The sequence below is a fragment of the Achromobacter sp. FW305-C-28 genome, from assembly GCF_058783235.1.
Genome location: NZ_JBYSYL010000008.1, coordinates 268,220 through 286,325, shown reverse-complemented (window position 1 = coordinate 286,325; position 18,106 = coordinate 268,220). Strand labels below are relative to the sequence as shown.

The 18,106-nt window shown below is 67.0% G+C and carries 13 protein-coding genes; 3 read left to right on the top strand and 10 right to left on the bottom strand.

Annotated features, from left to right (window positions below):
* Positions 1–57: 57 nt before the first annotated feature.
* From AC3WMR_RS20585 to AC3WMR_RS20565, 5 genes are all read right to left on the bottom strand, one after another.
* Entirely contained in the window at positions 58–1,002 is a 945-nt protein-coding gene (locus tag AC3WMR_RS20585) for a FecR family protein (protein WP_492264549.1), read from the bottom strand.
* A complete protein-coding gene (locus tag AC3WMR_RS20580; RefSeq protein ID WP_492264550.1) occupies positions 999–1,499 on the bottom strand; it encodes a sigma-70 family RNA polymerase sigma factor in 501 nt (166 codons plus the stop codon). The genes AC3WMR_RS20585 and AC3WMR_RS20580 overlap by 4 nt, the downstream gene beginning before the upstream one ends.
* A gap of 130 nt (positions 1,500–1,629) precedes the next feature.
* Positions 1,630–2,046, bottom strand: a complete 417-nt coding sequence (locus AC3WMR_RS20575) for a DUF5071 domain-containing protein (protein ID WP_492264551.1) — start codon at positions 2,044–2,046, stop codon at positions 1,630–1,632.
* An 80-nt stretch (positions 2,047–2,126) separates the two neighbouring features.
* Entirely contained in the window at positions 2,127–2,534 is a 408-nt protein-coding gene (locus AC3WMR_RS20570; RefSeq protein ID WP_157838806.1) for a hypothetical protein, read from the bottom strand.
* A 230-nt stretch (positions 2,535–2,764) separates the two neighbouring features.
* A complete protein-coding gene (locus tag AC3WMR_RS20565) occupies positions 2,765–2,986 on the bottom strand; it encodes a hypothetical protein (protein ID WP_492264552.1) in 222 nt (73 codons plus the stop codon).
* Positions 2,987–3,329: 343 nt separating this feature from the next.
* Between AC3WMR_RS20565 and AC3WMR_RS20560 the strand changes: the two genes are divergently transcribed.
* Genes AC3WMR_RS20560 through AC3WMR_RS20550 form a run of 3 tightly spaced genes read left to right on the top strand, consistent with a single transcriptional unit; the run spans position 3,330 to position 10,633 of the window.
* On the top strand, positions 3,330–6,119 hold the full coding sequence (locus AC3WMR_RS20560) for an ATP-binding protein (protein ID WP_492264553.1): 2,790 nt from the start codon (positions 3,330–3,332) through the stop codon (positions 6,117–6,119).
* A 53-nt stretch (positions 6,120–6,172) separates the two neighbouring features.
* Entirely contained in the window at positions 6,173–7,366 is a 1,194-nt protein-coding gene (locus AC3WMR_RS20555) for an EAL domain-containing response regulator (RefSeq protein WP_492264757.1), read from the top strand.
* Between the two features lie 12 nt (positions 7,367–7,378).
* Complete coding sequence (locus AC3WMR_RS20550; RefSeq protein WP_492264554.1) at positions 7,379–10,633, top strand: hybrid sensor histidine kinase/response regulator; 3,255 nt, start codon at positions 7,379–7,381, stop codon at positions 10,631–10,633.
* Positions 10,634–10,658: 25 nt separating this feature from the next.
* Here AC3WMR_RS20550 and AC3WMR_RS20545 read toward each other — a convergent pair whose 3' ends face one another.
* The 5 genes from AC3WMR_RS20545 to acpA all read right to left on the bottom strand — a co-directional run bounded on the left by AC3WMR_RS20545 (position 10,659) and on the right by acpA (position 17,948).
* Positions 10,659–14,003 (bottom strand): autotransporter outer membrane beta-barrel domain-containing protein, encoded by a 3,345-nt coding sequence (locus AC3WMR_RS20545; RefSeq protein WP_492264555.1) that lies wholly within the window; start codon positions 14,001–14,003, stop codon positions 10,659–10,661.
* A 285-nt stretch (positions 14,004–14,288) separates the two neighbouring features.
* Positions 14,289–15,332: a tRNA 2-selenouridine(34) synthase MnmH gene (mnmH, locus tag AC3WMR_RS20540; protein WP_492264556.1), complete on the bottom strand. Its 1,044-nt coding sequence runs from the start codon at positions 15,330–15,332 to the stop codon at positions 14,289–14,291.
* Between the two features lie 91 nt (positions 15,333–15,423).
* Positions 15,424–15,810 carry a hypothetical protein gene (locus tag AC3WMR_RS20535; protein WP_492264557.1) on the bottom strand — a complete coding sequence of 129 codons (387 nt, stop codon included), beginning with the start codon at positions 15,808–15,810 and terminating at the stop codon, positions 15,424–15,426.
* Positions 15,807–15,977, bottom strand: a complete 171-nt coding sequence (locus tag AC3WMR_RS20530; protein WP_198529726.1) for a hypothetical protein — start codon at positions 15,975–15,977, stop codon at positions 15,807–15,809. Before AC3WMR_RS20530 ends, AC3WMR_RS20535 begins: the two co-directional genes overlap by 4 nt.
* Before the next feature lie 222 nt (positions 15,978–16,199).
* Positions 16,200–17,948, bottom strand: a complete 1,749-nt coding sequence (gene acpA / locus AC3WMR_RS20525; protein ID WP_492264558.1) for an acid phosphatase — start codon at positions 17,946–17,948, stop codon at positions 16,200–16,202.
* Positions 17,949–18,106: the final 158 nt, after the last annotated feature.

Here is an 18,106-nt window from a genome sequence, read left to right as displayed (position 1 = left end):
CGCGTTCCTGGTATGTGCATCGCCGCGTAGAAAAAAACACCTGCTGAGCGTTTTTTTTTAAGCAAGGTCGACCATGACGTACCACCCGCTCAAGCGCTGGAGCCGGATCGGCAGGGTGTTGCGCAGCGCCTCCAGCGCCCGGTCGCTGTCATCGAGCGGGAATAGTCCGGTGACGCGCAGGCGAGCCGCCTGGGGCGAAACTCGTAGCCAGCCAGGGCGGTAGCGGGCAAGTGTGTCGATCACGGTTTGAAGGGGAGCATCGTGCACCTCCAGTTCGCCGTGCTGCCAAGCCGCCAGGTATTGCTGGCCGGTCTGGGGTGCCTCGATCTGCCGCGCATCGAACCATGCGCTTTCACCGGCCGCCAATGGCTGGTGGGCGCCGGACCGCGTTTGAATCTCGGCGCTGCCGCTCAGGACAAGGCTGAAGCTGCGGCGGTCCGTGCAGCGCACCATGGCTTGGCCAGGAGTCAGTCTGACCTCGCCTTGCGGCAGGCGCACCTGCAGGCCGGCCGGGGACGCTACAGTGAACAGCGCGGTGCCGGCGGTCACCTGGACCGCCCCTGTGCCGGCCAGCGATGCGGCACTGCGCGCGTCCAGCTCCATCTGGCTGCCGTCGGGCAGGGCCACGTGGCGCCTTTCGCCGGTGCGAGTGACGTAACCCGCCGCCAGGTGGCGCAATGGAACATACCTGTCGGCCGCGCCCGCCCCTAACAACAGGACGCCGCCAGTGAGCGCGAGTTTGGCCAGCCGGCGCCGTTGCGCCAGTTGCGGCTGCACCAGCGAGCGCCGTAGCGGATGTTCATCTGCGAGCAGACGGATGTTCAGCCGGTGGAGCGTTTGGTCAAGCGCTGCATTGAGTCGCTGCCAGGCCCTTTCATGGCTGGGACTCTCGGCCAGCCAGTGGGCGAAGGCGGCACGGTCCGCCTCGCTTGCCGCGCCGCTGGACAGACAGACCTGCCACTGGATTGCGGCTTCCCGGGTGCGCTGTTCGGCGGGCGTCATAGGTCGAACGCGTTGCAGCAGCGGCGCAGGGCCTGGGCGATGTACTTGCGCACCATCGTGGGCGACACGTTCAGGCGCGCGGCGATCTCAACGTGGGTCATGCCATCAAGTTGGCTATACAGAAACGCCATTCGCGCCTTGGATGACAGGCCGTCAAGCGCGGCGTCGAGCACTTGCAGGGATTGCAGGGTCTGGACGCGTTCCTCGGCCGAGGGCTCGAGGGCCGCGGGTTGCTGGCGCAATACTTCCAGCCAGGCATTTTCGAGTTCGCGACGGCGCCATAGCCGCCAGGTGATGCGGCGGGCGATGGTAAGGAGCATCGCGCGCGGTTCGTTCAGGTGTTCCAGCGCGGGCAGGCTCAGCAACTGCGTGAATGTCTCGCCCGCGACATCCTCGGCATCTTCGCGATTGCGCAAGCCATTGACAAGGCGGCGCTCCAGCCAGGGATGGTCATTCTTGTAGATGGCGGAAAACCGGCTGTCACGAGTGGAATCCACGGCTGGGGCTGCAAATAAATGGGAATCGTTATCAATTATCTCATGGCATGCCCAGAAGCCCAAATGGAACGGTGACAGGCGGGGTTATCGTGGGGTCGTGAAGATCCGGTGTCCTGAAGGGGGCGTGCTCTTAACGATGGGAGGACAGCGTTGCCAGGATCTGGCCGGCCAGTTCGTCGACGCCTTCGTCGCGCTCATCCTGGCTGGGCTGCGCCGCCAGGCGCGTCAACTGCGGTTCCACCGCCATGGCGAGGGGGGCGGATGCACTGACCAGATAGGCCAGAACGTTGTAGGTCCAGATGGGGTCATCGGACGCGAGGATCGTGCGCACGTGGTCGGCCAGCGGCGCGCCGATGCTGGCCAGAAAGGGCGCCAGCACGCGGGCGACGGGCCAGTTGATGTCCTGCATCCAGACGAGCAGGGCGGGCAATTGCGCGCGCACGGCGGGATAGCCCGACGCCACGATGATCTCTGCGCCGAGCAGGTCGTGTTTGTCGGTGGGCACCGCGTTGGCGGGATTGCGGGAGGAGTCTGCGTCGGCAGGCAAGGGGGGGCTCCTTGAGTGCCCGGGCCCGGCGCGTTGGCGACGGCATGCGCGGGCCGGGATCGGATCAGTCGGTCAAGGTGTCAGCGGTTCAACGCCTGCGCATACTTGGCACAGGCGTCGATCGTGCCATCGTACGAGATGTTGCGGATGCGTTGCTGCTCGTCGACTTCGGCGTCGATCTTGCAGGTGGCGCTGGTCTGCACGGTAGTACCGCCGATGGTGGAACCGGAGTAGCGCGCATCGCCGGACTTGGCGGGGACTTTGCCGGTGGTGTAGCTGGTCGTCGGCTGATACCGCGACACGAGTTCGGTGTTCGTCCAGGTATAGACGTGACGCCCGGCTATGGTGCGTTCGCTGCTGGGCACGCCCAGGCTGTCCATCGCCAGGGAGACCGGTTGGCCTCGCAGGCGGGCGAAGCCGCTGTTCAGTTGATCGGTGACGCAGGCCGTCAGCGGCAGCAGCGCCAGCAGCGCAAGAGTTGCCTTCACGGTGGGGATTCTCCAGTGTGTGTCCAGGGGGATGGCGTGTGCACCCTGCGATGCACGGTGCGCATGATATACCAAATTGGTAGATTAAAAACCAAAATGGTTTGTTCTGGATTTGGCCGGGTACTGAAGGTGGGATTGCGCGCGGCTTGCCGTGGCGCGAGGTGGTGCTTCTGTATTGCCCTTGATACCGATAGACGAAGCCGCTGCGAGCAGTTGCCGGGGTGAGCAACTCATGCGTCGGACCCGCTGAACAGCACCGCGAAACGCGGATGGGGATCGATGCCTTGCCGCTGCATTTGGGCAGCGAGTTCGACGTTCATCGCGAAAGCGGTTGCGGCATCGGCGGGAACGCGCGCTTCGAGTGCCATGCCGATGAAAATGTCGGGCACATCGGTGGGGTGATGGCAGAGGATGGGCCGGGGAAGGCCGCGTGCCCGGCGGATGCGGTCCATCAGATTGAGTTGCTCGCGAACGCGTGCATCCGGGACCCCAATTTTTCGGGCTGCTTCAATAGTGTGAATCGTGCGAAGCGGGGGACGGAGCAAGCTGCGGGCCTGTTCGGGAGCCGGTGCGAAAAGTGTATCGTCGCGATCGACTCCTGGTGCGTCAGGTTGCCACAAGCAGGACGATGAAACCTTGCGGATTCACGCAGTCCTTTCGGTAGCAAGCCTGGCAGGACGCACCGCCTTTGAGAATATTCTCAACCCTGCCGCCAACGCCGAATTTTATGATCGATTCATGATCGTAAAGCCCCGCATGCGGGAAGCATTGACGGCGGCGGCCCCTGGTTTGCCCATGCTTCTTCTTCACCTGTTCGCCGTCGCCCTGACGGCCTGCATTCTGGTGGGAACGGCGCTGTACGCCTATTGGTCGTTCACGGGGGAAGTCTCGAAATACCGTCGCCGCATGAATGCCGGCGCATACAACGCGCAGCTGTATTTCGACCAGCGCGAAGCGCTGCTGCGGTCCGTGGCGGCGTCGGCGGTGCGCAATACCGATCGCATGCCGGTGTCGCGCACGCCGCGCACGTTTGGCGAGACGGGGCAGATCAGCGTCGCCCCGCTCATCGAGACGAATGGGGGCTATGAATGGGCGCTGATCCTGACGCCGCGCGACCGCGCGGATGTGGCGCGCTTGCGGGCGCACGTCGTGTACGTATCGCCGGAGGACCCGATGGCCAGGCACCTGTCGGCCCGGGACGAGGCGGCGCACGACGGGCCGCCGCTGTCGGGCGAGATCTTCCCATGGCTGGCCCAGGCGCTGCACCAGCATGCCACCGCACCCGGGCGGGACGGCCGCACGCCTATCGTCTGGCTGCGCCCGCCGATGGACCCGGCCAACCGGCTGTTCCTGTACACGCCCGTGGATATCGACGGCGTCGAGGGCACCTGGGTCGGACTGGAGGTCGGGGGCCTAGGCGCGGTGGTCGGCCGGGCAGAGTGCGCCAGCGGCGGCGCCAGCTATGCGTTGTACGACGGCAATGGCGTGATGGCGTTGCACAGCGGCAACCTGCCGGCGCACGTGGACGAGACGGCCGCGCACCTGTCGCACGACGCGTTTCGATTGCAGGGCGACGGCTGGTGGCCGCAGACGCTGGTGCTGGTGAAGTCGGTGGGCGAGGCGGGCTGGCGGCTGGCCTACTACGTGCCGATCAGCGATCTGCTGGAGGACGGCGCGCGCTCGTTCTGGACGGCGGGCGGCGTGGCGGCGCTGCTGATCGCCATCGTGCTGCTGGCGGTGCGCCATATCAGGAACCGGCTGGTCAGGCCCGCCTTGCGTCAGTACGAGGCCCTGGTCGACAGCGTGGCGCTGAACCAGAAGATCGTGGAAGTGGCGCCCGTGGGCCTGTGCCTGTTGCGGCGCGCGGATGGGGCCTTGCTGCTGTCCAACGCGGCAGCGCGGCAGTGGCTGGGTGAGCAGGACCAGTGGCGTGACACGCTGCGCCAGGCGGGCGCCGAGACCGGCGGCAAGGAATACGCGTTGGCCGACGGCCGCAGCGCCTACCTGACGTTTGCCGCCACCACGTACCAGTCCGAAGACGTGGTGCTGTGCGGCATCAGCGACATCACGGCGCAGAAAGGGGTTGAACGCGCCCTGCGCAGCGCCAAGCTGGCCACCGACCAGGCCAGCGAGTCCAAGGCCATGTTCTTTGCCACCATCAGCCACGAGATCCGCACGCCGCTGTACGGCATCCTGGGCACGCTGGAACTGCTGGCGCTGACCGGCCTGTCCGGCCAGCAGGAGCAATACCTGCGGACCATCCAGCAATCGTCGTCGACCTTGCTGCGCACCATCAACGGCACGCTGGATCTGTCGCGCATCGAGGCGGGGAGGGAAGAACTTGAGATCGGTGCGTTCTCGCCGGCGGAGGTGGTGGAGCAGGTGGTGGCCAACTACCTGGCTCGGGCGCAGGCCAAGGGGCTGGACCTGTACGCCATCACCGACGTCGGCATGCCGTTGGCGACGATGGGCGATGCGATCCGCATCCTGCAGATCCTGAACAACCTGGTCAGCAATGCCATCAAGTTCACCGAGTCGGGCCGGGTGGTGCTGCGTGCCCGCGCCGAGCCCGATGGGCCGGGGCGCGTGCGGTTGCGCTTTCAGGTGGCCGACACCGGGCCGGGCATCCGCGAGAGCCATCGCGCGCGGCTGTTCGAACCGTATTTTCGGGCGCCAGCGGGCCAGGATGGCGATGTCGCGGGCACGGGCCTGGGCTTGACGATATGTCGACGCCTGTCGGACCTGATGGGCGGCACCCTGTCCGTGATCAGCGAGGAAGGCTTGGGCACCAGCATTTCGTTTTGCCTGACGTTGCCGACAGCGACGGGCGGTGCCCCGGCCGCCGTTCCGGTCATGCTGCAGCCGCGCGCGGTCTATGTGGATGGCGCGGTGCCCGAGGTGGTGGCCAATGTGTGCAGCTGGCTGAATGCCTGCGGCGCGATCGCGCTGCCCTATCGCAAGCAGGTGGATGCGGCCGACCTGGCGGGCGCCGTGCTGGTGCAGGCGTGGCCACCCGCCGCGGCGCAGCCGCGCTGGCGCCTGCCGCGGGTGTGCGTGTCGGCGCCGGGGGCGGGTCAGGATGCGTTCCTGGCCTCGACGGGTCGCCTGGGCCTGGCCAGCGCCTGCAATCCGGCCAGCATCTGCCGCGCGGTGCGGATGGCGCAGGATGGCGAGGAAAGCGGCGAGCAGGATCAGGACGGCGCCCGCCCGCGGCATCTGGGGCTGCGGGTGCTGGTCGTTGAAGACAACGCCATCAACCAGCTGATTCTGCAGGAACAACTGGAACACCTGGGCTGCACGGTCACGCTGGCCTCCGATGGCGGTGAGGCGCTGCGGCGCTGGGACGCCGAGCGCTTCGACCTGGTGCTGACCGATCTGAACATGCCCATCGTCAATGGCTTCGAACTGGCGCGGTCGCTGCGGGACGGCGGCTATGGCGGCCCGCTCATCGGCCTGACGTCGAGTTCGGCGGCCGAGGTCGCCCAGCGCGCGCTGGCGGCGGGCATGACGCTGGTGTTGTCCAAGCCGCTGCCGTTCATGGCATTGGCGCAAACCTTGCATGGCATCGCAAAGGAATTGAAGTGAACAGGCTGTCCGATTACAAAGTGCTGGTCCTGGACGATCATGCCTTGCACTGCATGCAGTTGAAAGACCTGCTGCAAGACGCCGGCTTTGGCCGGGTGGATACCCTGGAGAGCGCGCCCGACGCGCTGGTGCGGATACGCGACGAGGGCTATCACCTGGTGGTGATGGACGTGAGCATGCCCGGGATGGACGGGGCCCAGTTCATCCACGAACTGGCCCGCCTGAACCTGCGGCCCATCCTGGCGATTGCCACGGCATGTTCCCGCCGGATCGCCAACAGCATCGGCCTGATGGCCAAGGAAAACGGCTTTGCGATGCTGGGGGCGTTCGTCAAGCCCGTGACCCGCGAGCAGATCGCCGGCCTGGCAGACCGCCTGCGGCACCGGCCGCTTGAAGCGGCGCCAACCCCGCCGGGCGATGAGGACGACGCGAGCAGCCTGCTGGACCGCCAGAGTGTGGTGGCCGCTCTGCGCGACGGCAGCATCCAGGCCTGGTTCCAGCCCAAGAAATCGCTCGCCACGGGCACCATCGTCGGGGCCGAGGCGCTGGTGCGCTGGCGCCACCGCGGGCTGGGGCTGATGATGCCCGGATCGTTCCTGCGCACCGTGCGCGACTATGGGCTGGACCTGGAACTGCTGATGCGCATGCTCGAGGACAGCCTGGCGGCCAGCCGCGCCTGGCGCCGCCTGGGGCATCGCATTCCGGTGTCGGTGAATCTGCCGGTCAGCCTGCTGGACCGGCCGCAGTTGCCGGACGAACTGTACGAGCAGGTCACCCATAGCGGCATCCCGGCCGAAGACGTAACATTCGAGCTTCTCGAGGACGACATGACCGTGACGCCCGGCAACTACTATATGGGCGCCAGCCGCTTGCGGTTGAAGGGGTTTGGCCTGTCGCAAGACGACTTCGGCAAGGGATATAGTTCGATGTACAGCCTGATCTCGACCCCATTCACCGAGCTGAAGATAGATCGCGCCTTTGTCCATGGCGCCGCGGGCGACGAGGTCCGCGCGGCCGCGCTGGTGTCGTCCGTGCAACTGGGCCGACAGCTGGGCCTGCAAGTCACGGCGGAAGGCGTCGAAACGCTCGAAGACCTGCAATTCCTGCGCCGCATCGGCTGCGATTGCGTCCAAGGCTTCCTGATCTCGGCGGCGGTCGACCTGGCGGCATTCAATGCCCTGCTGGCCCATGAACCCGGCCACGAGGCGGCGCCCGCACCGGGGCTGCCGCAGGCGATACCCTATTAGGCAAGGCCGCCCATGAAACTGGATACGCCGCTCATCAAGGTCATACGCGCGTCGCGCCGGCTCAATATCGCGCTGTTCGGCGTGTTGCCGCTGCTGCTGGTGCTGGGGGGGGTGCTGTATTGGGGCGGCCAGCGCATCCTGCAGCAGGAAGAGGAAAAGCTGCGGATCGATTTCTCGATCCTGACGGGCTACATCCGCGCCCATGAAGCCATTCTGCAGGGCCTGCTTGCGCAGGGCCAGAATCCGGATGGCCACCGGCTCGTGTCCACGACGCCGGTCAGCGAGACCTCGGGTTTCGAGCGGGCGTCTTGGGAATTTTTCGATGGCCAGCATGCGATCGCGGCCATGCCTTTTACGCTGCTGTGCCAAAGCCCGGATGCCTGTCCGGTGGTCAAGGGCGTGTTCACCGGCATCGGCGGCTACATGTCGGATTTCTATTCCACCCGCTGGGCGGCGTCGGTGTATCCGGCGGCGCCGCTGTTCGTCATTTCGCCGGGCCAGCAACTGAGCCTGAGTGTGCCGGCGATTTCGGCCGTCTCCGGCTACGAGCCGCTGACGCGGGCGACCTTCCTGTCGGTGGTGGATGCGGTGCAGGCGGCATCCGGCGGCACTGATCCCGACGATCGCGCCATTGGCGACGGCGCCAATGTGACCTGGCTGCGCGATCCGGATCTGCCGCATGCCATGATCGCCATGCTGCCGGTGATGCTGCCGCTCAATGCCAGGGACGGCACGGTGACCCAGCGGCGTAACGTCTATGCCGTGTCCTTGCTCAACCGCAGCCGCGTCAGCGTGGCCGAACAGGTGTTGAATGTGCCGCTATACGACCAGTTCTGGTTGCAGCGCCAGGACGGTACGGTGCTGATCGGCGATGGCTCGCCGCCGCCCGTGGCAAAGGCCGGGTTCCATTTCACGACGCAAGGCCTGATCCTGCGTATCGCGGACCGCACCGCAACCTGGACCGCCTACTACCGCGTGGGCTATGGCGGTTTCTTTCGCGCCAACATGTGGCTGCCGGTGGCGGTGCTGCTGATGTTCGGCGTGGGCCTGGCCGCGGGCGCCGGCTATCTGTTCTGGTACAACCGGCGCGTGATCCAGCCCGCCGAGCTCGCGCACCTGGACATGGTCGAAAGCGAGGAATTCAGCCGCACCGTGCTGGATACGGCGCCGGTCGCCTTATGCGTGCTGTCGCGCCCCGAGGGGCGGGTGGTGTTCGGCAATGCGCTGGCGGCGCAATGGCTGGGCATCGGCGTGGGCGAACAGCTGCACGATTCGCCGGATGCCGACAAGCTGCTGCGCCAGGTGCTGGGGGCGACGGGGCCGGGCACGATCGAAACCTTTCGCACGCATGAAGACCGGCCCCTGTTCGTTGCCTTCGCGCCCACCCGCTACAAGAAGCAGGACGTTGTGCTGTGCGCGTTTGCCGATATCAGCGCCCGCGCTGAAATGGAACACACGCTGGCCCGGGCCAAGCAGCAGGCCGACCGCGCCAACGAGGCCAAGTCGACCTTCCTGGCCACGATGAGCCATGAAATCCGTACGCCGCTCTATGGCGTACTGGGCACGCTGGAAGTGCTGTCCCTGACGCAGCTGGACGACGCGCAGCGCCGCCACGTGGATCGCATCCAGGATTCGTCGGTGATCCTGCAGCAGTTGATCAGCGACATCCTGGACATCACCAAGATCGAATCGGGCCAGTTGGCGCTGGAAATGGACCGTTTCGATCCGCGCGAGCTGGTGCAGGCCTGCGTGGCCTCGTACGCCGGCATGGCCGAACAGAAGGGCCTGGTGATCTACAGTTGCGTCGATACGGCGGTGCCGGCCTGCGTCATGGGCGACGGCGGACGCGTCAGGCAGATCCTGAACAACCTGGTCAACAACGCGATCAAGTTCACCGATTCCGGCCATGTCGTGACGCGGCTGCGGGCCGAAGACCTGCCGGGCGGCCGGGTGCGGCTGCACATGCAGGTGGTCGATAGCGGCGTGGGCATCAGCGCCGAAAACCAGGTCCGCCTGTTCGAGCCGTTCTATCAGATCGACAGTGGTTCGCATCTGGTGCGCGGCGCCGGCATCGGCTTGTCGATCTGCGCCCGCCTGGCCGAGCTGATGGACAGCAACATCCAGGTCACCAGCGAACCCGGCCTGGGCAGCAGCTTTTCGCTGGCCATCGACCTGGACGTGGCCGAGGCGCGGCCGGCGCCCGCGCCGCAACTGGCGGGCGTTCGCGCCTATGTGCGCAGTTCGCGCAAGGAACTTAGCGAGAACATCTGCCTGTGGTTGGCGCACTGGGGCGCCTCAGCCTGCCTGGCGCCGGCGGAGGCGCCTCGCGACGACGCGCGCGACGGCGTGCTGGTCGACGTGCATATCGCCGGCGACGTGACGCCCGCCATGCCGTGGCCCGGGCCGGTGGTGTCGGCAGGGGGCGGCGATGCCCGGGCCGAAACGCCTTACCCGGCGGACCGGCACGACCTGTTCAGCATCGGCTTCGCCGTGGCCCGCTGTGCGGCAGGCGATGCCGACGTGGCCCGCGAAACTGTCGCGGTACGTTATGCGCCGCTGAACCTGCGGGTGCTGGTCGCCGAAGACAATCCGATCAACCAGGTCACCATGCGCGACCAGCTCGAGCAGCTGGGCTGCCAGGTGACGGTGGCGCCCGACGGCGCCGAGGCGCTGTCACAGTGGCACATCGCGCCCTTCGACGTGGTGTTGACCGACGTGAACATGCCCCGCATGAACGGCTACGAACTGGCGGCCGCCTTGCGCGCGCTGGACGCGGCGGTGCCCATCATCGGCGTGACGGCCAACGCCTTGAAAGACGAAGAGACCCGCTGCAAGGCGGCGGGCATGAACCACTGGCTGGTCAAGCCGATCAAGCTGAGCCTGTTGTGGCATCAGTTGCGGGTCTATCGAGGCGTGGCCGATGCGGCCCAGGCAGGCATGGCCGACAGCAGTCAGTCGCCGGCCGCTTCCTTGCCCACGGCGCCCGCCGTGCCGACGATACCCGCCAAGTACCGCGAGGTCTTCCTGCAGACCATGGGCCAGGACCTGGCCCGGCTCGAGCGCGCGCTGGCCGCGGGCGATGCGCCGGATCTGCGCAAAGTGCTGCACCGCATGCGGGGCGGCTTCGCGGCGGTGCTGGCGCGTGATCTGCAGCAACTGACCCAGCATGCCGAAGACCAACTGGTGGCGGGTGGGATCAATGATGCCACCCGCACGAGCCTGGCCACCCTGACGGCGGCGCTGGGCAAAGCGCTTGCCGAGGTATGACCCCGGCACGGCGCCACCCCGGCGCCTACCAGCGGTAGCTGACATTGAACATGCCGCCGTAGCCGCGCTGGTCGTGGTTGCCGGCCTGGCCGAACACGTGGCCGGACACCTGCACCTGCTTGCCGATGCGGCCTTCGGCGCCCAACTTCAGTTCCAGCGCGTTGCGGGCGGGCAGGGCCGCCAGCGTGTTCTCGCCCATGCGCACCTTGGGGTTGCCGCCGTTATGCAGCCAGTTGGTCTCGAGGAACGGGCGCACCGCCGGCTTGTCGGCCTGGGGCGCGGCGCGCGGATATACGCGCACGCCCACGCGGGAATTCCAGGCGTTGTCGCTGTCGCTGCGCATGCGGGTGCCTTGCAGCGTGGCGTCCTTGGCGTCGTAGCGGGTGTGGATCACCTGCGCATTCGGTTCGACCACGAGCGCTTGCAACGCCGTGCCGCCCGCGAAGGGCTGTATCGCGTAGCCGGCTTCGAGCGAGGCGCTCCAGACGTTGGAGCGGTAGCGGACATCCCCCAGTTCGCTGCTGATCTGGTTGGTGTAGCGGCCATACTGCAGCCAGGTATCGACATAGGCGCCCAGGCGGGTGAGATCGTTTTCATAGTAGGTGCCATAAATGCCCACGGCGTAGCCAGAGACCTTGCCGCGTGCGCGGGCACGGGTCTGCGCCGTGGCGCCGGGCAGCATCAGCGTGGACATGGCGCGCGAGCGTGCATCGCCGTAGCCGCCCATCAGGCCCGCGTAGGCGGCGCCGTCCTGGCCGACGGCCGCCTTGATCACGTCGCCACCCAGCTGCACCATGGCGCTGTCGGTATCGACATCGACGCGGCCTTCGGACATGCGCAAGCCGCTGTCATGGCGGCCCTGCACGCGGGCCCACAGGCCGCGGCCGGTCGCGGCCGTCGTGTCGCCATCGGCATAGGCCGGCACGCGGTCGTGCAGGCTGTGCGTGAACAGGCGCGTGCTGGCCAGGCGGTTGCCGGCATAGGCGCCGCTTTCAGGCGATACGTTCTTCCCGCCATTGCCGGGCAGCACCGGATCGGGCGGTGCAATGGGCGGGGCGGGCGTACCGGGGTCGATCGGGTCGGTCGGGTCCGTGGGGCCCGGCGGCGCCGTGGGCGGGGTGTAGTCGGACGTCAGGTACCAGTCGGGCGCCACGCCGCCGTTGCCGCCGCGCACCAGGCTGTAGTCGTAGCCGTTCAGTGACACCGTGGCGGCGCTGGCGCGGTAGCCGGTCGACCCGCTGTCCAGGCGGAACGCGTCGGCGGTGGTGGTGCCGCCGTTGACGGTCTCGACGACCCGGATGCCGTATTGGGTCTGGCCGCCATTGCCGCCCGCGTTGACGACGCGCAGCGACGTATTGCCCGACGTGGTGCCGCCATCGATGACGAGCTTGTCGGTGGGCGAGGCGTCATCACCCAGCTGCGTGTTGAGCACCAGGGTGCCGCCGCCGATGTAGTTGTTGACCGTCAGCGTCTTGAAGCCCGTGCCGCCCGCCGGCGCGGCGAAGGCGACGGTGCCGCCGTTGTTCAGCGTGCCCAGGCTGGAATCATTGCGCACGGTCCAGGCGCTGGCGTTGTCCAGCGTCAGGCTGTCGATGCGGCCGGGGCCGCGCTGCACCAGGGCGCCGGTCAGGGTCGAGCCATTCTTGAGCGATACGTCCACGGTGCCGCTGTCGGCCAGCACGTCGCCGATCAGCACGGCGTTGGAGGCGTCCAGGCTGACCTGTTCGCTTTCGATCACGGTCGACACGCCGCCGCTGGTCACGGTGACCGAGCGCGAATGCAGCAACACGCCGCTATCGATATCGCCGCCCGTGCGCGTCGTGATGTTCGAATCCGACACCAGGAAGGTATGGCCGCCGCCCGAAGCAAGCAGGCCCACGCCGTCGTGGGTGCTGATCTGGCTGCCGTTGCGCAGGACCACGCTGTTGCTCAGCCCGGCCCCGGTCAGGTAGCTCCAGATGCCGTTGGCGCCCGCGCCTTGCATCGTGAAGCGGGTGTTGTCCAGCGTGACCGCCGCGCGGTTGCTCATCGACAGGCCGGAGGCGTTGGCGCCGGACGTGTTGACGACGGTGTTGCGCGCCGACAGGCTGGCGCCGGTGCCGCTGGCAAACAGGCCGTAGGCGCTGGCGCCGCGGGTGGTGATGTTGACATCTTCCAGGGTGACGGCGGCGCCGCCCACGCGGGCCAGCGCGCCGACGGCACCGTCGCCCTGGGTGTCGATGTTGACCCGGGTGGCCTGGATGGTGGCCGAGCTGCCGTATTCGCGCGAGACATACAGGCCATGGGCGTTGTTGCCCAGGGTCTTGACGGTGCCGTCGGTCAGTGTGGCCACGCCGGCGCGGTTGTCGATGCCCACGTGCGACGATGCGATGTCGAAGCGCGTGGCGGTGAAGGCCGTGCCGGTGGACGGCAGCCACACGCCGGTGCCCAGGTAGCCCAGCGCCGAGATAGAGACGTTGTCCACGGTGGCGGACGTGTCCTTGGCATTGATGTTGATGCCGTAGCTGACGTCGCCGGTGGACGTCAGCGTGGCGTTGCGGATGTCGGCGACGGCGGCCGGGCCGGTGCCCGAGCTGAGCATGACCGCGGCGCCGCTCGACGTGATACTGCCGCCGTCCATCTCGAAGCGGCCGCCTTGTACGCTGGCGCCGGCGCCGTTGGCCGCGTTGACCACGGTGCCGCGCAAGGTCACGAGGGAATTCTGGCCATTCACGTTCACACCAGGCGCAATATTGCCGGTGACGGTGATGGCGCCGCCTTCCATGGCGATGCGGCCGCCGCTGTCGACGTAGGCGCCGCCCGCGTTGTACAGCGACGTGGCGATGGTGACGTCCTTGGCGGTGATGATGGCGTTGGCACCTTCGGCGCGCAGGGCGCTGCTGCCGCCGCCCGACGTGGTGACGCTGCCGCCGTCCAGGTCGACGTGGCCGCCGTTCTGCGCGTAGACGCCATGGGAATATGAGCCCAGCGTGGAAACATCGGTTTGCCCGGCGGTGATCAGGCTGCCGGCGCCGATCGCGGCCAGGCCATGGGCGCCCTGGCCGTCGCCCAGCGTCTTGACCGTGCTGCCTGTCAAGGTGACGCTGCCGCCCGCGCTGGCGCGCACGCCCAGGGTGGTCCGGGCCGAAGCCGAGCCGGCGCTGACGGTCACGCCGTCGCCGCGCACGGCATTGCCGGCAACGGAAACATCGATGGCGGCGCCGGTGCCGGCATGCGTGACGGTGTCGCCGTTGTTCAGCGTGACCTGGGTGCTGCCGGTGGCGTCATTGACGAAGACCTGGCCCAGGTCCGCGGCAGAGGTCGCGGCGGGAAAAACGGGCAGCGTGGCGGCCAGCAGGCCGAGCATGATGGGGTTCAGAGGGGTGCGCATGAAGGGCTCCTTGGCCCTTGGCCTTGGCGCACCCATACACATCAAACAGGACCTGGTCGGAGAACCCCCGCGTCGTTCAAGCGTACTGGCACGTCTCGGACAAAGGCGATGACGTAGCGGTAGCCTTCATGTTGCGTTGCGGCAGGACACTAAAAAACAGGACGATTCTTAAAAGCGCCGCATTGATTTGCAGGACTGGTAAGCGAGTGAAAACCAGAAAATTCTCACCCCCGCGCCGGCGATTCCATGCCTGGGCGAAGCCCCGTCCGCCACCGGGCCGCGCGTTCAGCCCAGTGTGTCGAGCAGGGCGCGCGCTTGCGTCACGACGTCGGCGTCGTTGGGCCGGAAGACCCACGGCAAGGCCTGCGCAAGCTGCGTGAAATGGGCGTGGCTGCTGCGCGCGTAGGTGGGGTCGTAGTGACGTTCGATCAGCTCGTGCGCGAGCTCGGTGCGGCGGCCTTCGTCGATCATGCGATGCCATGCCGCAATGGTGTCGCGGCTGTGCAGGCCGACCAGGCGTTGCAGCTGGGATTTGAACCAATCGGGATGGGCGAACAGCTGTGCGTAGTCCTGTTGCAGAAAGGCCGCACGGTCAGCGCCGCTGGCGGTGACCGCGATGCAGGCGCCCTGATGCATGGCCGCCAACAGGGCGGCCGGCAGCGCCACCGCGCCGATCTTGCGGCTTTCGGCTTCGACGAATACGGGCCGGGCGGCGTCCAGTTGACGCAGACGGGCGGCCAGATGGGTGTCGAAGCCCTTTTGCGTGGGCTGCGCCATGCCGGGCCAGGCGCCGAGCAACGAGCCGCGGTGCGCCGCCAGCGCTTCCAGGTCCAGCGTTTGCGCGCCGGCTTGCGTCAAGGCGTCCAGCAGCCGCGTCTTGCCGCTGCCGGTGGGGCCGGTCAGCACGATGAGGCGCAGCGTGGGCGGCAGCGTGTCCAGCAGGTCGAGCGTGGCGCGCCGATAGGTCTTGTAGCCGCCGTCCAGTTGCCGCGCGCGCCAGCCGATCATGTTGAACATCACCGTCATCGAACCCGACCGCTTGCCGCCGCGCCAGCAGTAGATCAGCGGGCGCCAGCCTTGCGGACGGTCGGCAAAGGTGGTGTCCAGGTGGGCGGCAATGTTGCGCGCCGCCAGCGCGGCACCCAGGCGGGTCGCGTCGAACGGCGACTGGCGATACAGCGTACCCACGCGGGCGCGTTCGTCGTTGCTGAACACCGGCGCATTCACGGCGCCGGGGATGTGGTCGTCGGCGAATTCCAGCGGCGAGCGCACGTCGATGATTTCGTCGAAATCATCCAGTCTGTCCAGGCCGGCGAGCAGGTGTTTCAAGGGGGCACCATCCAGTGGGGGATGGCGAATTCTCGCACGGCCATGGAAGACCGATCATTCGATCGTCTCTTCTGCCGGCTGTTCGCGGCGCCTAATTGCCCCAGGGGCTACCGCGTTTGGTTCCAGGCTGGCCCGTATACGGATTGGTGTTGCCCTTGGTGGACCAGTTGTTGTTCAAGGAACTGTCGGGCGTGGAGCGCTGGTGTGGTGCGACGTAGGTGCCGTTGTTGTTGGTGTAGCCATGCACGCCGGTGCTGCTTGATTTGGATCCGGTGCCGTAGCTGGGCATGGTTGACCGGGGCGCGGACGGTGCATGGTAGCTTTGCGATGAACCATGGCTGCTGCTGTAGCCGCTACCGCGTGCTGCGGATGTCTGAGGAACGCTGATGAGCGTGAGCCCCAGCAGTGCACCCGCACAGAGCGGCACGCAGGAGCGTGGGATGAGTCGAAGGAACGAGCGGCGCTGGGGGTTGTTCATTTTTCTTTGCGAACGCCTTTGAATGGGGTTTTGTCTGACTTCACGTCCATGAAGCGCCCGGTGTTGGTGTCGCGCTTCACGTAGTTGCCAGAAGGCGTTTGGGTCTGGCTGCGTTCTCGTACCTGGCCTTTGCGTTGACCATCGCCTACAGGGGGGTTCTTCGCCATGTCCGCTCCTGATGCGTTGAAGAGACAAAACAATTCTCAATGTATCTGGTAGTGACGATAACGAGCGGCGGCAAAGAATGGGAATTGGTGATTTCCCGAGGCAGGCCCACTGGGATTGGAATGTGCTGAGTTGACCGCCATGCAAGACGGCCGATATTGACGTCGCAATGCATGCGTCGGCGTCAGCGGCGAACGATGCCGTTGACGCCTGCGCTTGCAACCTTACGCGCTGAACGTCAGCGCGTTGGTCAGGTCGCCCATGGGCTGCTGGCCGCGTGCCTTCATGGCGTCGTCGCGGGCCTTCAGGCCGTCAAGCGTGGGCAGGTCGAACAGGCGCGTGGCCAGGCGCAGGATCGAGCCGGTGTCGTAGAGGGTGTGGTCCACGGTGCCCTTCTTGGCGAAGGGCGACACGACGATGGCCGGAATGCGCGTGCCGGGGCCCCAGCGGTCGCCCTGGGGCGGCGCCACGTGATCCCACCAGCCGCCGTTTTCGTCGACGGTGATGACCACCACCATGTTCTGCCATTGCGCGCTCTTGCGCAGGCTGTCGACGATGTGGGCGATGTGGCGGTCGCCCGAGTCCACATCGGCGTAGCCCGCGTGCATGTTCAGGTTGCCTTGCGGCTTGTAGAACGTCAGCGGGGGCAGCGTGCCAGCTTCGGCGTCGGCCAGGAACTTGTTGGTCGACGACAGGTCGCCCAGGCCGCCGTCGCGCAGGTGCGACGAGCGGGCGGCTGTGCCGGGGCCGGTGGTCTTGAAGTAGTTGAACGGCTGGTGGTGCGCCTGGAAGTTGGGCGACGACGGAAAGCCGGTGTTGGCCGTCGAGTCGACCGCCGCTTGCCAGCCGCCCGCGTACCAGGCCCAGTCAAGGCCCTTGGCCGTCATCAGGTCGCCGATGTTGTTGTGATCCTGCGGCACCATGGTCTGCGGGCTGGTGGCGTCGGCCAGCTCGGGGTGCGTGGCATCGCGGGAGAACGACGGCCAGTAGGGCGGGGCCATGGTGTTGACGCCATAGCCGTCCGGGGTCAGCGCGCTGGCGCCGAATTGCGGAATGCCGGTAAGCGCGCTGGCAGGCGAGGTGGGCTTGGGCTGCAGGCGCGGATCGGTGGGGTCGCTGCTTTGCAGCTGCGCGATCTGGGTGCTGGCGGGCGAGGTCGTGGCGTTGGGATAGAACGGCGGACGGCCGGCCACCAGGTACTGGTGGTTCAGGAACGAACCGCCGAACGCGCCCTGGAAGAAGTTGTCGCACAGCACGAATTCCTGGGCCAGCTTCCACAGGCGCAGGTTGTAGGCGGAATCGCTGTAGTGGCCCATGACGAGCGCACCCGAGTCGGCCCAGGCGACGAAGCGGTCGTTCTTGCCGCCATTGATCTGCATCTGGTTCTGGTAGAACACGTGCCAGAGGTCGCGCGTGACCACGCCTTGCGGCAGCGGCTCGCCCTGCGGTCCGCGCAGGTCGAACGGCGCGTTGGCCAGGTTGTTCATGTAGGGCGCGGCCTGGTCGACCTGATAGGTCACGTGGTTGGCCTGTTGCGAGGTCGGCACCATGCCGCCCCACACGGGCGGCAGCACCGACAGCGGCGTGCCGTCGCGGTCGTTCTGCGTGTAGTCGGCAGCGGTCAGCGCGGACAGCGGCTTTTCCACGCCGGGGAAATTGGCGAACAGGTTGTTGAAGCTGCGGTTCTCCGCGAAGATCACGACCACCGTCTTGACGTTCTTGCGCAGCAGCGTGGTGACGTCGGGTGCGGCGGGAGGCGGTGCGGGCGGGGCTGGCGTGTCATTGTTGTCGTCATCGCTATCGCTCGAACACCCGGCCAGCGCGCCCAGGGTGGCGGCGCTGGCGCCGAGCGCGGCGATGCCGGTCAGGAAGCCCCGGCGGGTGGCGCGGATCGGCGAATCGGCGCCCACGGGATCGGCGGCCGTCGGCGTCGTGGCAGCCTGCGCGTTCGCGCTCTTTTCTTTTTCAGACATGGTTGTAGACCTTGCGGAGAGGGCGGCGCCCTGTCATTGCGCCACGGGATCGCCGGATGACAGCCGGCATCGTTAACGGGCGCTAGGCTAGAGACGCAAGGTTCTATCGATGTGACGTTCTGCTGTCAGCAAGCTGTACGCCGGGGAGCGCCGCGCAG

Coding starts and splice junctions, on each gene's coding strand:
- AC3WMR_RS20585 (WP_492264549.1), bottom strand. CDS start 1,002: ATGACGCCCGCCGAACAGCGCACCCGGGAAGCCGCAATCCAGTGGCAG.
- AC3WMR_RS20565 (WP_492264552.1), bottom strand. CDS start 2,986: ATGGACCGCATCCGCCGGGCACGCGGCCTTCCCCGGCCCATCCTCTGC.
- AC3WMR_RS20560 (WP_492264553.1), top strand. CDS start 3,330: ATGCTTCTTCTTCACCTGTTCGCCGTCGCCCTGACGGCCTGCATTCTG.
- AC3WMR_RS20555 (WP_492264757.1), top strand. CDS start 6,173: ATGCAGTTGAAAGACCTGCTGCAAGACGCCGGCTTTGGCCGGGTGGAT.
- AC3WMR_RS20550 (WP_492264554.1), top strand. CDS start 7,379: ATGAAACTGGATACGCCGCTCATCAAGGTCATACGCGCGTCGCGCCGG.
- AC3WMR_RS20545 (WP_492264555.1), bottom strand. CDS start 14,003: ATGCGCACCCCTCTGAACCCCATCATGCTCGGCCTGCTGGCCGCCACG.
- AC3WMR_RS20535 (WP_492264557.1), bottom strand. CDS start 15,810: ATGAACAACCCCCAGCGCCGCTCGTTCCTTCGACTCATCCCACGCTCC.
- AC3WMR_RS20530 (WP_198529726.1), bottom strand. CDS start 15,977: ATGGCGAAGAACCCCCCTGTAGGCGATGGTCAACGCAAAGGCCAGGTA.
- acpA (WP_492264558.1), bottom strand. CDS start 17,948: ATGTCTGAAAAAGAAAAGAGCGCGAACGCGCAGGCTGCCACGACGCCG.